The organism is Nostoc sp. (assembly GCF_036917815.1).
In the GTDB taxonomy this organism is placed as follows: domain Bacteria; phylum Cyanobacteriota; class Cyanobacteriia; order Cyanobacteriales; family Nostocaceae; genus Nostoc.
The window spans coordinates 1-15,140 of sequence record NZ_JBALEK010000072.1 but is presented as its reverse complement, the minus strand read 5'-3'; the positions used below and the strand labels follow the sequence as shown (position 1 = coordinate 15,140).

The following is a 15,140-nucleotide window of genomic DNA, read 5'->3' as shown; positions in this document are numbered from 1 at the left end:
TTACCATGATTAATCCCACTGCGATTTCTATACCAGAACCACAAATTCCTACTCCTGGTCCGAATCCGCTACCCAGTCCCAATCCTGAACGGAATCCTCTACCGGGTCTTGAACCTATACCGGGGCCAGCGATTCCTCAGCCTGTACCAGAAACAGTACCTGCACCTATTCCTCAAACAGTTCCGGCACCAATTCCCCAAACCATACCGGAACCTGTTTAGATTAACTTGGTAATGTAATCCAAAATCTCAAATCTAAAATCCAAAATGCTAAGAGCCGGAATTGTCGGACTTCCCAACGTCGGAAAATCTACTTTATTTAATGCTGTAGTTGCTAATGCCAAAGCAGAAGCAGCTAACTTCCCTTTTTGCACGATTGAACCGAATGTCGGCGTTGTCGCAGTACCGGATGAACGGTTAAATGTTCTTGCTAATATTGCCAGTTCGGTACAAACTATCCCGGCGCGGGTTGAATTTGTAGATATTGCCGGTTTGGTCAAAGGTGCAAGTCAAGGTGAGGGACTGGGGAATCAATTCCTGTCCCACATCCGGGAAGTTGATGCGATCATCCATGTGGTACGTTGTTTTGAGAATGATGATATTATCCACGTTGCTGGTTCTGTTGACCCAGCGCGAGATATTGAAATCATTAATATAGAACTGGGTTTATCAGATTTATCACAAATTGAGCGGCGAATTGACCGCACTCGCAAACAAGCTCGTACCAGCAAAGATGCACAGTTTGAAGTCTCAGTTCTGGAAAAATTAGCTGCGGCTTTAAATGAAGGAAAATCGGTGCGTCAGGTAAGCTTGAATGAAGAAGAAGCGGAGATTATTAAGGGACTGGAACTGCTCACTTATAAACCGATTATCTACGCGGCCAATGTATCTGAGGATGAGTTGGCAACTGGTAATGATTTTGTCGAAAAAGTGCGGCAAATTGCCGCAACAGAAAATGCCCAAGTTGTGATAGTTTCTGCCCAAGTTGAAGCGGAATTAGTGGAATTACCAGAGTCAGATAAAGCTGATTTTCTCGAATCTTTAGGTGTGGAAGAAGGCGGTTTGAAATCATTGATTCGGGCAACTTACTTCCTTTTAGGCTTGCGGACATATTTCACCTGTGGCCCTAAAGAAACCCGCGCTTGGACTATTAATGCCGGAATGTCTGCACCTCAAGCTGCTGGTGTCATTCACAGTGATTTTGAGCGGGGATTTATTCGCGCTGAAACTGTCGCTTATAAAGATTTGGTAACAACTGGCTCGATGAATGCTGCGAAAGAAAAAGGGTTGGTTCGCAGTGAAGGGAAAGAGTATGTTGTGCAGGAAGGGGATGTAATGTTATTCCGATTTAATGTGTAGGTGTAATTAATGGGTTGCTGTTATCGACAAGATAATGGTCAACCTACACCAAGTTGCGTAGGCTTTGCTCAACCTAGGCATCGCCAGAAATAATTTGACAAAATTCTTGATGTGTGTTAATTGCTAGGCGATCGCAAATAAACCGGCAATTCTCAAAATTATCATGCCTCCTCTTGCTCTAGCCAAGTTGTGAGGTTTGCCATTGATGAAAAGTCTAGCAGTGCCAGGGCTAATGCTTCCAGTCGTTCCAAGCTTAAGGTAGAAATGCGATCGCGCTCAATTTGCGATAATTTTCCTACACGTTGCTCTAAAAGAAGGAGGACAAGCGATCGTTCTCCTTTTATAATCCCTATCTCTTCACCTTCCTCTAAAATTTCCTGGTAAATTACCGACTCGCGCATCATACCCTCCCGAAATATTCGACGAATCAAGTCTTTCTTAAATTTTAATGCTGATGATTGCTAAACGACCTTGGTTTGGTTTTTTGTTGTCATGGACAATCAGAAAATCGAGGGTAGTTTTTTTCTGCTCTATGAGAGCCATACCACTGATACCGAAAGGGATACCACCCCGAACCGGACGCCAATCTTGCGCCCAAACTTGCTGGGATATGAGTAATAATGCACCCAAGACTATTACATTTATGATTAACCTGAGAAACCGAGGCATAGTATAAGGGATTGGGCATGGGGCATGGAGCATTGGACATGGGGTTAGGAAAACTCTTCCCAGTCCCCAATACCTAGTTCTGAATATCGATAAGAAAAGTACTTTAGCGGATGCTCAATCATATCAAATCTAGGCAATTTGCACCCACGTCAATCAAGCAGCTTTTTGTACTCAAATTCAGCAGTATATTTATGTAATCATTTGACTGACGATAGTACTTTCTGTAAGGAAAGCAATAATTCGTTGACAGTATAGGGCTTCGACAAAAACGTACTTACACCTGTGGCTGCTACTACACTAAGTTTATTGTCAGACATAACTCCACTGCTGGCGATAATTCTGACTTGGGGGTTGATTTTTTTTAGGGTACGGATGGCAGTTAAACCATCCAGCAAGGGCAGCATAATATCCATGAGGACGGCACTAATTTTGTCCCTATTTTGAGCGTATACTGCGATCGCCTCAATGCCATCACTGGCAACTAAGATTTTGTAGTTGTGAGCTTCCAGTGATGTTCTTGTAATCTCAAGAATTGCAACTTCATCATCCACAACCAAAATCAATTCTCCATGTCCTGTCTGTGGTGGCAAATCTTCTGGGCTGAGTGGTTCCATTCCCTGCACGGCTGGTAAGTAAACCTGAAAGCTAGTGCCATTTCCCACTTCGCTATACACGTTCACAAAACCTCCGTGACTTTTAATGATTCCCAGCACAGTGGAAAGTCCCAAACCAGTGCCTTGTCCGACATCTTTAGTGGTAAAGAATGGCTCAAAAATTCGATCTAATATTTCCCCAGGAATGCCAACTCCGGTATCGGAGACATTAATCACTGTGTAAGGTCCCTCTTTGGCTTCCAGGTTCATGCGGGCATAATTTTTGTCAATCAACACATTCTCAGCAGAGATACTCAAAGTACCGCCATTGGCCATAGCATCGCGGGCGTTAACGCAGAGGTTCATCAATACTTGATGCAGTTGGGTACTATCTCCAGAAACCATCCACAAATCCTGTAGTATATCAATGCTGATTTCGATGGATTTGGGAAATGTCTCTTTCAGAATCTTGGCAATTTCGACAATGATATGTCTGAGTTGCAAAGTGATGTGCTTACCTTCTACACCCCGCGCAAAGGACAGCACTTGTTTGACTAAATCAGCACCGCGTCTAGCGTTAATTTCCAAAATTTCTAGTAGATGGCGAGTTCGCTCATCGGCATCAGGAAATTTGAGTGGTAGCAGTTGCGCTCCTGCCAAAATCGGTGTCAGGATATTGTTGAGATCGTGAGCAATGCCGCTAGCTAAGGTGCCAATACTTTCCAGGCGTTGAGCGCGAAACAATTGGGCTTCTAGATGTTTTTTCTCCGTAATATCTGTATCAACGGTAAGAATTGATTTGGGTTTCCCTTGTTCATCGCACACTAGACTCCAGCGACTCGCAACGAGGATTTCTTTGTCAGTTTTAGTAAGTTTAGTTAACTCGCCCTGCCACTTACCTTTACTAATGACTTGCAATAGAGCCGCTTCGATTTCTGGTGAAGGTTCGTCAAACAAAAGCTCACTAGCATTTTTGCCCCAAGCCTCTGTAGCTTGCCAACCGTAAAGTGTTTCTGCGCCTTTGTTCCAAAAGAGAATTTGATTGTTTAAATCTCGAACGCAAATGGCATCTGTAGTAACATCTAGTAATGCTGCTTGTTCGCGGATTTTTTCTTCAGCTAGCTTGCGATCGCGCAATGCTCGTTGACGTTCAATAGCATAACGCATAGAGCGCACCAGCAAGTCTCCAGTTACTTGCCCTTTTACTAAATAATCTTGCGCTCCTTCTTGCATCGCCCTAGTTGCCAGGGTTTCATCATTTATACCCGTCAGCACAATGATTGGGGTTGCTTTTGCCTGATTGTGAGTGATGACAAAGGTTTGCAATCCCTGGCTATCTGGCAGCGAAAGGTCTAACAAAATCACATCAAAAATTTCGTTTTTTAGGTAGTTTAGTGCTTTATCAAGGCGCTCAACGGGCATTAACTCAACTACAACTGTGGTAACTTCCTTGAATAACTCTTGTAACAATAAGACATCACCAGGGTTGTCTTCTACCAACAAAACTTTAATATTTTCACCTGCCATTTCCACTACTCCGGCGGCAGTTTTACGATCGCAAACCAAAAATTTTCTATTGATTGGACGATTCTAACGAATTGATCGAAATCTACTGGCTTAGTTATATAACAGTTGGCATAAAGGTTATAGGCTTTGAGGATGTCCTCTTCAGCTTGAGAAGTTGTCAAAACTACTACAGGAATTCGTTTGAGGTTTTCATCTCCTTTAATTTCTGCTAATACCTCTGGTCCATCTTTTCTAGGGAGGTTAAAATCCAGTAGTACAATATCTGGATGAGATACCTTAGCATACTTTCCCTGTTTTCGCAAGAATGCCATTGCTTCCACACCATCTTCGACTACGTTCAAGTGAATCGAGATTTTGCTATCTTCCAGGGCGATGCGTGTGAGTTGGGCATCACCAGGATTATCCTCTACCAACAAAACCTCAATAGGCATAATCGCTGTTATGGTGCTAGCCATTGCTTACCTGTTCTCTCTGGAATTGTGAAGTAGAAAGTCGAGCCTTGACCTGGTTTCGACTCAACCCAGATCCGGCCACCGTGGCGTTCTATAATTTTCTTACAAATTGCCAGACCAATTCCAGTACCTGGATACTTGTCTCTACCGTGCAAGCGCTGAAAAATTATAAAAATGCGTTCAGCATATTGGGATTCCAAACCAATTCCATTATCACGTACCCAGAACAAATATTCGTTTTGATTGGGGAGTGGGGAGTGGGGAGTGGGGACTGGGGGGGATGAGGGAGATGAGGGAGATGAGGTAGTATTTTCTCCCCCTGCTCCCCCTGCTCCCCCTACTCCCTCTACTCCCCCTGCTCCCTCATCTCCCCCTACTCCCTCTACTCCCCCTGCTCCCTCATCTCCCCCTACTCCCCCTACTCCCCCTGCTCCCCACTCCCTACTCCCCACTCCAATGTGAATTCGTGGCTGTTGATGACGGCAAAATTTGATCGCGTTGGCGATCAAATTTTGAAATACTTGTGTCAATTGGGTAGCATCAGCCATCACTTCCGGTAGAGTATCATAAGTGACAACTGCTCTATGGTCTGCGATCGCAATTTGAAGATTAATCAGCACCTGTTCTAATACAGCACTACAATCAACTGGCACAAAAGGCTGTCCACGACTGCTGAGGCGGGAGTAGTTCAACAAATCGTTGATGAGGATCTGCATCCACCGTGCCCCATCTACTGCATAGGTGATAAACTGATCGGCATTGGCATCGAGTTTATTTTTGTATCTCCGCTCTAACAGTTGTAAATAACTAGTTACCATCCGCAACGGCTCTTGCAAGTCATGGGAAGCTACGTAGGCAAACTGTTCTAATTCTGCATTGGAACGTGCAAGTTGCTGACTTTGTTGGGTTTCTTTTTCTAATAGTTGAGCTTGAGATAGTGCAATACCAATTTGGTTGCCTAATTGCTGTAACAAATCCGTCTCAAACTGATTCCACTGTCGAGGTGCGGCACACTGATGAGCCAGCAACAAACCCCAAATGCTATCCCTGACAAGAATTGGCACTACGAGGTTAGCCCTAACAGCAAACTGCTGAAGAAATTTTCGATGGCATGGTTGGATATGAGCAGCTTCAATGTCTTCAAGGGCATTTACTCTTCCCTGGCGATATCTTTCTATATATTCTTCTTTAAAACAGGGGTCAAAAATATTTTCTCCTAGAATTACTGGCCAACCAGGTAGCACCGCCTCTTGTACCACTGTTCCTGAACCGTCAGTCTCAAGCCGAAAAATCAACACCCGGTCAGCTTGTAGTAGTTTTTGTACCTCTGTCACCGTGGTTTTAAGAATTTCGTCTATTTGTAAAGATTCTCGAATTTTCAGAGTGATTTCTGCAAATAATTGCGATCGCAGATTTTGCCTTTTTAATTCTTCATCCGCCAGCTTGCGATCTGTGATATCTGTATAAGAACCCACCATCCGCACTATATCACCCAATGCGTCCCAAAGTGCCTGTCCTCGATCTAGAATCCATTTATAGCTGCCGTCTTGGCACTGGACTCGATATTCACAGACGTAAAACGGTGTTTTCTTGGCAAAGTGGTCTTGGAAAGCTTGAAGTACGCAATCTCGCTCATCGGGATGGATTCGTTTTGTCCATTCATCCCAACAGTTGGAAACTTCGTGGTCTTTATAGCCGAGCATTTCCTGCCATTGCGTTGAGAAGAACACTTCATTAGTCTTGAGGTTCCAATCCCAAATACCATCATTATTACCATGTAATGCTAATTGCCAACGTTCTTCACTTTCTCGTAATGCAACTGATGTTTTCCGTCGTTGAGTAATGTCTTGGAAATAAACAGACAAGCCATCTTTTGCTGGATAAGCGTGGACTTGAAGCCAGCAGTTTAGTAGCGGATAGAACTCCTCAAATTCGACACTCACCTGTTCTAAGATTGCTCTGTGATACTCACGATGGAATGTTGTGCCGATAATTTCTGGAAACACCTCCCAGATGTTTTTATCCAAAAGCTCATTCTGGGTTTTTTGTAACAGTCGTTCTGCTTGACTATTAATATAAGTAAATTGCCACTTTTGATCCAAGGCAAAAAAACCATCACTGATGCTTTCGAGCAAATTAGCGATGCGAATTCTGTCGGCTTGAGATTGAGTGCGGGCTACTTGCTCTTGCGCCATCAGTTTCTCGGTAATTTGAGAAACCTTAGTTACATTCAGTCTGAGTTCTAATTGGTCGATTACCAGGCGACTGAGAGCCACAAGCGCCTCCACTTGTTTTTCGCTCAATTCCCGTGGAACTTGGTCAATCACGCACAGAGTTCCCAGCACATCTCCCTTCTGGGTAATTAAGGGTACACCTGCATAAAACCGTATATAAGGATAGCCAGTCACTGCTAAATTATTTGCCAACTTTTCATCAGCTAGGGTATCAGGAACCACCACAACACTACGCTGCTCTTGACAAAGATAAGATAACCCAACACACCGGGGCATTTCTGATACATCTAAACCTACCTTTGCCTTAAACCATTGACGGTTTTCATCAATGAAATTTACCAAGGATATAGGGGTGTCACAAATAAATGCCGCTAACTGAGCCAGATTGTCGTAGGCTTCTTCGGGTTCTGTGTCAAGAATTTGATACTGGTGGAGGGCTTCTAACCTCATCGCTTCTGTATCAATATGTCCAGCTTTCATTAACTTTTTTTAATAAATCTAAATCAAATTACATATATTACCTTATATGTACCGCAAACTTATTGCTTAGGCGTAGCCCGTCGTAGACATCGCACTAATCCTAGTCTAGACAAATTTAGGACTGATCTTATTTACTGTGCATCATTTAGATTTAGTGAGTTAAGCAGAGTAATTCACCAGTCAGAATAAACCATTTTAGGTCGATGTAATCATCTTCTACTGTGTCGGTATTCTCAGGAAAACTGTTAAAGGTGGCAGGAAGGGTACAGACCTCAGTGGAGCGACTATTCATGTTTACAACAACCAAGGTCGGGATGTTGGTGCGGCTCAAATTGATTCTCAAGGTAATTTCTTTGTCGGCAATTTACGAGAAGGTGTCTATGTAATTACACTAGACCCAGACGAGTTACCAATTGAAGTTGTAGTTCGGAAAACTTCTATAGTTGCTGAAGTAGCAGGCGCGGCTGTGACGAAGTTAGATTTCCCTGTAACATTAGAATATGGTATGGCAGGCAAAATTACTGATGTATCAGGTCAGCCAATACCAAATGTGGAAGTAGAACTAATTGATGCTCAAGGCAAACGAGTAGTATCATCTGTTACCGACCAATTTGGTCTTTACCGTCTAGATGCTGTTCCTGTTGGTAACTATACATTGCGCGTTCCTGTTCAAGATGGCATCGCCAGCAGCAATAGTTTACCCAAATTAGAGGTTGCAATTAAAGAAGAGTTCATCTACGACCAAAATCTGCAATTGCCAATAGCCGCCGCCGTTAAGGAAACTCAGGATAAAAAAGCAACTCAAGAAAAATAAGTTTTTGGGACTTTTATAAAAGCGGCAATTGGAGGACTTTGATTCTGGTTCCTCTTAAAAAGGGGGGTTAGGGGGGATCTAGAAGTGCCTAAAATCACAGCTAACCACTTTTAAAACATCCTCTTATGTATGGGTTATTTTGCCAGTTTTACCAAAATTTTTGTAGGCTCTTATTTTGGTGAGGCTATTGGATGCACCATATAATTTACTATATTTATTGTCCCCCAGTTCAATGGGCTACATCTGCCTGCCCTTAGGTCATTATGGCAAAATCTAAGAAAAGCTCTACCCCCATCAATCTTAGCGATCCACAATATTATCTTAACCGAGAGTTAAGCTGGTTAGAATTTAATGGCAGGGTGTTACATGAAGCCTGTGACGATCGCACGCCCCTTCTAGAACGTCTCAAGTTTTTGGGAATCTTCAACTCTAATTTAGATGAGTTTTTCATGGTGCGCGTTGCTGGTTTAAAGCAACAAGTAGAGGCGAAAGTCAGCCTGTTAACTCCCGATGGTCGGACACCACAACAACAGCTAGACGATATTCGGTCTAACCTCACTCCCCAGGTTAAAAAACAGCACCAACATTTTGAACAAGTACTTCGTCCCTTACTAGTAAATCACGGCATCCATATTCTGGATTACATAGATTTAAATCAAAAACAACGGACTCATATCAACAGTTATTTTGAGGAACAAGTCTTTCCAGTTTTGACACCCCTAGCTGTTGATCCTAGTCATCCCTTTCCTTTTATTTCTAATCTCAGTCTGAATCTGGCTGTTGTGGTCAAAAACCCAGACACCGAAGAAGAATTCTTTGCCAGAGTCAAAGTTCCTAGTGTTCTGCCACGGTTTTTACCCATACCGCCTGAGTTGAGAGATCAGAACAGCGAAAAACCTACCCACTGGACTGGAGTACCTTTAGAACAGGTAATCGCTCATAATTTGGAATCCCTATTTCCAGGGATGAATATTCAAGAATATCATCCATTCCGCATTACCCGTGATGCCGATTTGATCTTAGAAGAAGATGAAGCAGATGATTTGTTGTTAGCGATCGAACAGGAATTAAGAAAACGGCGGCTAGGTGGAAGTCCAGTGCGGCTAGAAATTCAATCCCAGACTCCTGAAATAGTGCGATCGCGATTATTGCAAGATTTGGAATTAACAGAAAATGATCTCTACGAAGTAGAAGGTCTTTTGGGACTGCGAGATTTGATGTATTTTATGGCATTGCCATTGCCAGAACTCAAAGATCCACTACGCCAATCTGTTGTACCATTACGCCTACAAAGGCTGAAGGAACCGAATTTAAATCCAGATGTCGTAGACACGGACGAAGGAAAAGACTTTTTTGCTGTGATTCGCGAAAAGGATTTACTAGTACACCATCCCTATCAATCCTTTTCAGAAACAGTTGTCCGCTTTATTACCCATGCTGCTTATGACCCCAATGTGTTAGCCATCAAGATGACCCTTTACCGGACTTCTGGTGACTCGCCCATCGTCAACGCCTTAATAGCCGCCGCCGAAAATGATAAGCAGGTATCTGTGCTGGTAGAATTAAAGGCGCGATTTGATGAAGAGAATAATATTTACTGGGCAAAACGACTAGAAAGAGTTGGAGTTCATGTTGTCTATGGTTTAGTGGGGCTGAAAACCCATTGTAAAACCGTGATGGTGGTACGGCGCGAAAAAGACCGGATACGTCGCTACGTGCATATTGGCACTGGTAATTATAACCCTAAAACTGCACGACTGTATACAGATTTGGGATTATTTAGTTGTCGTGAAGAATTGGGTGCTGACATCACAGATTTATTTAATTTCTTGACAGGATACTCCCTGCAAAAGTCTTATCGAGAGTTGCTGGTTGCACCAGTGAATATGCGCGATCGCTTTTTGGCACTAATTCGCCGCGAAATCGAAAATGTTCAAAATGGATTTTCTGGACGCATTGTTGCCAAAATGAATTCCCTAGTCGATCCAGAAACTATCGCCACATTATACGAAGCTTCTCGCGCCGGAGTGCAAATCGACTTAATTATCAGGGGAGTTTGCTGTTTGCGCCCAGGACTCAAAGACATTAGTGAAAACATTCATATAATCAGCATTGTCGGTCGCTTTTTAGAACACTCTCGGATTTTTTATTTTCATAACAATACTCAGGAAGAAATCTATATCGGCAGTGCCGACTGGATGCGCCGCAACTTAGATCGCCGAGTGGAAGTAATTACCCCAGTTAAAGACCCAGATATTGCTAAAGACTTGCAAGAAATCCTGGGAATTATGCTCGCAGATAACCGCCAAGCTTGGGAATTACAAGCCGATGGTAGTTACATTCAACGCCGTCCTTATGATGATTCTCCAGAAGCTAATTCACAAAAAATTCTCATGAATATGACATTACGTTCAAGTGGTGTAGCCTCAAACCTGATTGAGTAAAAAACAATCAAAGCTGTAGGGGCAATTCATAAAAAACTCCACGCCACTTGCGGGATGGAGTTTTTAGTCATTAGTCATTAGTCATTGGTGCTAATGACTAATGACCAATGACTCGAAATCCCCCGGCTTCAAGCCGGGGGATGAGTTAACTTATATCTTGCACCAGGGGACTAGAAGTCGCGGCTACACGAGACTTTACCTGCCTCCGCAGGTTGAAAAGCCTTGATTTGCGTTAGTCCGCGTAGGCGGACGAGAGTTTGTATAGCCGCGATTTCTAATCGCTAGGGGTAGGTGCAAGATGTGAGTTAACTTAGTTTTTTTAGGAAACTTGAATTTTTTGAGCAGTTATCTAAGTTGTTTGTCACGAGTTCACACAAGATATTCAACCATAGGATAGAGTCAGTGCTGGCACTTGCTCCCATAAACTAGAGAGGCTATTCTGAATAATTTCGTCTTTCCCCTCAATGTTAATGTTATCCTGTGAGCTTTCTACCTTGCGTGTTCTAGTAGTTGATGACCACGAACTGACTCGTTTAACCTTACAATTGATTTTTTCTGGACAGGAAAATATTCAAGTAGTAGGTTTAGCGAGTAATGGTGAAGAAGCTATAGAAATGGTTAGACGTTGCCATCCTGACGTCATTATTCTAGATTTACAAATGCCAGTCATGGATGGCTGGAGTGCGTCTAGTCGCATTAAAGCTATATCTCCGAACACCCAGATTCTTGCTTACTCCTCAGTGGAAGATGTAAATTTTCACGGTACAAAGGCAATGTCTAGCTTTGATGACGTTTGCAAGAAAGATGTGCCGACAAGCGAACTAATTACCTTAGTTAGGCAGTTAGGTCAACGTGCAGGAGATGGTTCAGTTGCCGGATAAATAATACAGCTATTTTGCTTCCCTAACTCAGGCTTAGTTCAATTCCGGGGATTTGAGGAGTTGATATTACTAAAGAGCGCCGGTATAGCCGGAAGTTGAGGGTTAAACCGACGCAATTGTTGCTAATTCCTACTCTACCGGAATGGTGCGTCTAAATTCATCAATTAATTCATCCAGTTCTTCCAAAGCCTGATTTACGTCAACTCTCAAAGTTCCCAGGTTTGGTTGCTCCAGTAAGCTTAATAGGTAATCGCGTTTACTTTGAACTGCGAGAATTCGTTCTTTTATAGTCTGTATATCCATTATTTTTTCCCATCTTTAACTACCTTTAGATGTGAACTACCCCGCCGTCAGACGGACGGGACTTCCCAATTCATCGGGAATAGCCAAGAGAACTCTGTAGTTCTATTGGTCTGACATTCCCTCCAAGGGCAGAAGTCCTGGTTCCCAAGACTCAAATCTTTTACCCTGAGCGTTCGCGTAGCGTCTCGTACAGAAGTCGTTCGCGGAGCGTCTCGCAGAGAAGGGTTCTCTTGCAACATATACCTAAAAGCTAATGGTTTTCGCTTGTGGCATTGATGGTCAAGACATTCAAACATCCTCTTAGATTCAAAAATCTCAGTGTCTTTAGACCTGAGAGTGTCAATCATAGCCGATGATCACAAAACTGAGATATTCAGATATTATACTAATTTAAGCTCATGCTACGCCAAATCTCTTTGGGAACACTCGGTTTAACTATCGGCGGCATATTAACCATCATTGGCTTCGTCGCCTATGCTGATAATAATGCCACACTCAATCTTGTCGGATTTTTTTACGGTATTCCTCTATTGTTGGGAGGGCTGGCGCTGAAAGCTAATGAACTTAAGCCAGTACCATTTGAAACTACGTCACCATCAGCATTGATACTGCGCCAGCAGCAAGCAACTGATACTCAAAATAAAATTCGCAAAGACATCACTCGATATTGCTACGGTCAAGATGCTCATTTAGATACAACACTTTCTTTTCTGGGTTTGAGTCCCACAGATGAGGAACGGCCAACAGTCACAGGGTTGCGAGAAACAGAAGTTAATGGGGGCTATGCCCTAATTTTAGAATTTGATTCACCGCTAATACCAATTGATGTGTGGCAAAAAAAGCAGGAAAAAATGACCAACTATTTTGGACCTGGATTGGAGATTCAAATAACGCAGCCATCTGAAAATACAATTGAGCTAGCGCTAATTAATATTCCAAAAGAGTCAATAGTCAATGAGTCATCTGTGAAAAATTAATCTATAGACGTAGCACTGCTACGTCTATCTACAAGGGTTCTGGATAACGCATCGTTAGCTTTTCCACATAACGTGAAAAGTAAGGTGCTTCGTAGACGACTGACCAAAAAGTTACTTTTCTAAACGAACTGCATACCACTGTAAATATTTACCAGTACCAATATCTAATTCGCAACTGGTGTCGAGTAAATATTGTGCTTGAGCTTCTACGGTATCAAACTTTTGCAAGTCAGGTGGCAAATCTTGAATTATAAGTTGTTGGAGATTTGCTTTGAGCTTTTCTAATAACTCTGATATTGTCAAAAATTGTTCTGGTTGATTTGTTTCTAGAACAACAAAGTTATCCTGCTGATACATTAATGAGTCGGGCATATTCAAGACTTAGTGAATGTAAATAGGGTTTGATTTTTCTGTAATAAATTATTAATTGAGTAGGGGCAATTCATGAATTGCCCCTACTCGTTTAGTTAATTGAGATGGTAGCTGGATTTACGGCAAGTTGTAATAGATATACTCAACCGAAGTGAATCAGAATTTTTACTGAATTTCTTAACCTGGAGTGACTGGAGAATAAAGCTTTGCAATCAGCTTAATCTCAATCTTATGTAATTATACTAAACCTCGGCAAGGGTTGCCGGATAGACAAAATAAATTTAAGTCAGGTGATATTAGTGTTTTGGATTAGCTATCCTCTGAGCGGACTTTGGCAACTGCTTTGCCCTGTCTCGCTAGGTTTCTAAACTAACTACAAAACTCAATAATTAAGGTGTACATTTGCAATTCTCAAAAAAATTGCAATTTGACTTTGAGATTGGGGAAATATAAAAGTAACATTTCCTCCGATAACCATAACCGAAGGAAAAGGTAACGATCGCCTTCGTGTTCCAATTATACATTGTCTATGCAACTTAGTTATCTGCCGCTTGCTTGGCTCAAGAACATTGATCAATCTGTTGTCAAAAAACAGTTGATTGTGAAGCCAGACTCATCTTTGCCACAAATCCGGGCATTGATGAGAAGAGCGATCGCTCCCATGCGATCAAGTTGTACAGCCTTTTTCAGGATAGTCCCGCAAGTGGAACGCAATTCATGTCAGGCATAAGCCCATTTCCTCTTTCAACTAAGCAACCGCCACTGATTCTGGTGGCTGATGATGACAAGACCATCCGAGTATTGTTGCGTAAAGCTATGGAACAAGAAGGTTATCGAGTGGTCGAGGTCAATGATGGTAAGCAATGTTTAGATGCTTACCAGACTATTAAACCGGATATAGTTTTGCTAGATGCTGTAATGCCTGTAATGGATGGCTTTACCTGCTGTAAGCATTTGCTCCAGATTGCCAGGAATAATTTAATATCAGCCCTTGCCACTTTTGATAGCGACTCGACCCTGAAGAATACTATCATCTCCAAGATATGGGAGCGCACTCCCATATTGATGATCACCTGCTTGGACGATGAGCAATCCGTAAACCATGCTTTTGAGGTGGGAGCGACTGATTTCGTTACTAAGCCAATTCACTGGCCTGTATTGCGTCAACGGTTGCGGCGACTGCTACAGCAAGCGCAAGTATACAAACAATTAGAGGCGGCAAACCAAGCTTTGCATCACCTTGCCAATGTAGATGGGTTAACTGAGTTGGCTAATCGTCGCCGCTTTGACGATTATCTGAATACTCAGTGGATTTATCTCGCACAACAGGAATCTCCTTTGTCGATGATTTTGTGTGATATCGACTTTTTTAAATTTTATAACGATAGATATGGCCATCCTGCTGGAGATATCTGTTTACAAAAGATGGGTGCTGTCTTAAGCCTTAAGGTACAAAAACATCAGGATTTAGTAGCGCGTTATGGTGGCGAAGAATTTGCTGTGATTATGCCAGACACCCCTGTATCTGGTGCGGTTCACATTGCCGAAGCGATACAAGCAGGAGTCAAAGATTTGCAAATTGTTCATGACAGGTCTGAGGTGAGTCAGCATGTCACCCTTAGTATGGGCGTGGCAACTGTTGTCCCCACTTGGGAATCCTCACCTTCCGATTTAATTGTGCTGGCAGATAAAGCGCTGTACCAAGCAAAGGATAGGGGGCGCGATCGCTTTGTCTCTAGTTCTTAATTGGCATTGGGCACTTGTACTGAGCGTACCCCTTCGGGGATCTTGCTACGCGTAGCATCTCCAAGAGTTGCCGTTGGCGCAGCCTAAGAAGAGAAGTATTGGGCATTGGGCACTTGTACTGAGCGTACCCCTTCGGGGATCTTGCTACGCGTAGCGTCTCCAAGAGTTGCCGTTGGCGCAGCCTCTCCAAGAGTTGTATTGGGCACTTGTACTGAGCGTACCCCTTCGGGGATCTTGCTACGCGTAGCGTCTCCAAGAGTTGCCGTTGGCGCAGCCTCTCCAAGAGTTGT

The 15,140-nt window shown here is 42.9% G+C and carries 16 protein-coding genes and 1 pseudogene; 8 read left to right on the top strand and 9 right to left on the bottom strand.

Annotation, left to right across the window (positions count from 1 at the left end; all coding sequences use genetic code 11):
- Positions 1-5: 5 nt before the first annotated feature.
- Both V7K97_RS22655 and ychF read left to right on the top strand, forming a co-directional pair.
- Positions 6-221 carry a hypothetical protein gene (locus V7K97_RS22655; RefSeq protein WP_334803238.1) on the top strand — a complete coding sequence of 72 codons (216 nt, stop codon included), beginning with the start codon at positions 6-8 and terminating at the stop codon, positions 219-221.
- 45 nt (positions 222-266) lie between these two features.
- Complete coding sequence (gene ychF / locus V7K97_RS22650; protein ID WP_334803237.1) at positions 267-1,358, top strand: redox-regulated ATPase YchF; 1,092 nt, start codon at positions 267-269, stop codon at positions 1,356-1,358.
- 161 nt (positions 1,359-1,519) lie between these two features.
- Here the strand turns inward: ychF and V7K97_RS22645 are convergent, their stop codons facing one another.
- From V7K97_RS22645 to V7K97_RS22620, 6 genes and pseudogenes are all read right to left on the bottom strand, one after another.
- Positions 1,520-1,789, bottom strand: a complete 270-nt coding sequence (locus tag V7K97_RS22645; RefSeq protein ID WP_334803236.1) for a DUF4351 domain-containing protein — start codon at positions 1,787-1,789, stop codon at positions 1,520-1,522.
- 13 nt (positions 1,790-1,802) lie between these two features.
- A pseudogene (locus tag V7K97_RS22640) lies at positions 1,803-2,027 on the bottom strand (hypothetical protein); the annotation flags it as partial.
- A gap of 197 nt (positions 2,028-2,224) precedes the next feature.
- On the bottom strand, positions 2,225-4,147 hold the full coding sequence (locus V7K97_RS22635; RefSeq protein WP_334803260.1) for a hybrid sensor histidine kinase/response regulator: 1,923 nt from the start codon (positions 4,145-4,147) through the stop codon (positions 2,225-2,227).
- 5 nt (positions 4,148-4,152) lie between these two features.
- A complete protein-coding gene (locus V7K97_RS22630) occupies positions 4,153-4,602 on the bottom strand; it encodes a response regulator (RefSeq protein ID WP_334803235.1) in 450 nt (149 codons plus the stop codon).
- Positions 4,587-7,313 (bottom strand): GAF domain-containing protein, encoded by a 2,727-nt coding sequence (locus tag V7K97_RS22625; protein ID WP_334803234.1) that lies wholly within the window; start codon positions 7,311-7,313, stop codon positions 4,587-4,589. Before V7K97_RS22625 ends, V7K97_RS22630 begins: the two co-directional genes overlap by 16 nt.
- 151 nt (positions 7,314-7,464) lie before the next feature.
- Positions 7,465-7,605 carry a hypothetical protein gene (locus tag V7K97_RS22620; RefSeq protein WP_334803233.1) on the bottom strand — a complete coding sequence of 47 codons (141 nt, stop codon included), beginning with the start codon at positions 7,603-7,605 and terminating at the stop codon, positions 7,465-7,467.
- A gap of 174 nt (positions 7,606-7,779) precedes the next feature.
- On the opposite strand from V7K97_RS22620, the gene V7K97_RS22615 reads away from it, so the two are divergent.
- The 3 genes from V7K97_RS22615 to V7K97_RS22605 all read left to right on the top strand — a co-directional run bounded on the left by V7K97_RS22615 (position 7,780) and on the right by V7K97_RS22605 (position 11,452).
- Positions 7,780-8,127 (top strand): carboxypeptidase-like regulatory domain-containing protein, encoded by a 348-nt coding sequence (locus V7K97_RS22615; RefSeq protein WP_334803232.1) that lies wholly within the window; start codon positions 7,780-7,782, stop codon positions 8,125-8,127.
- Positions 8,128-8,390: 263 nt separating this feature from the next.
- A complete protein-coding gene (gene ppk1, locus V7K97_RS22610) occupies positions 8,391-10,571 on the top strand; it encodes a polyphosphate kinase 1 (protein ID WP_334803231.1) in 2,181 nt (726 codons plus the stop codon).
- Positions 10,572-11,035: 464 nt separating this feature from the next.
- Positions 11,036-11,452, top strand: a complete 417-nt coding sequence (locus V7K97_RS22605) for a response regulator (RefSeq protein WP_334803230.1) — start codon at positions 11,036-11,038, stop codon at positions 11,450-11,452.
- 129 nt (positions 11,453-11,581) lie between these two features.
- On the opposite strand, the gene V7K97_RS22600 is transcribed toward V7K97_RS22605, so the two are convergent.
- The gene (locus V7K97_RS22600) at positions 11,582-11,755 is read right to left on the bottom strand and encodes a hypothetical protein (RefSeq protein ID WP_334803229.1); all 174 of its coding nucleotides are present in this window, start codon (positions 11,753-11,755) and stop codon (positions 11,582-11,584) included.
- A 398-nt stretch (positions 11,756-12,153) separates the two neighbouring features.
- On the opposite strand from V7K97_RS22600, the gene V7K97_RS22595 reads away from it, so the two are divergent.
- Complete coding sequence (locus tag V7K97_RS22595) at positions 12,154-12,732, top strand: DUF2854 domain-containing protein (RefSeq protein WP_334803228.1); 579 nt, start codon at positions 12,154-12,156, stop codon at positions 12,730-12,732.
- A 111-nt stretch (positions 12,733-12,843) separates the two neighbouring features.
- Here V7K97_RS22595 and V7K97_RS22590 read toward each other — a convergent pair whose 3' ends face one another.
- Entirely contained in the window at positions 12,844-13,104 is a 261-nt protein-coding gene (locus V7K97_RS22590; RefSeq protein WP_334803227.1) for a chlororespiratory reduction protein 7, read from the bottom strand.
- Between the two features lie 529 nt (positions 13,105-13,633).
- Between V7K97_RS22590 and V7K97_RS22585 the strand changes: the two genes are divergently transcribed.
- Complete coding sequence (locus V7K97_RS22585; RefSeq protein ID WP_334803226.1) at positions 13,634-13,834, top strand: hypothetical protein; 201 nt, start codon at positions 13,634-13,636, stop codon at positions 13,832-13,834.
- Positions 13,822-14,850, top strand: a complete 1,029-nt coding sequence (locus V7K97_RS22580; RefSeq protein ID WP_334803225.1) for a PleD family two-component system response regulator — start codon at positions 13,822-13,824, stop codon at positions 14,848-14,850. The genes V7K97_RS22585 and V7K97_RS22580 overlap by 13 nt, the downstream gene beginning before the upstream one ends.
- 83 nt (positions 14,851-14,933) lie before the next feature.
- Here V7K97_RS22580 and V7K97_RS22575 read toward each other — a convergent pair.
- On the bottom strand, positions 14,934-15,140 hold a 207-nt coding region (locus tag V7K97_RS22575; RefSeq protein ID WP_334803224.1), incomplete at its 5' end, for a hypothetical protein.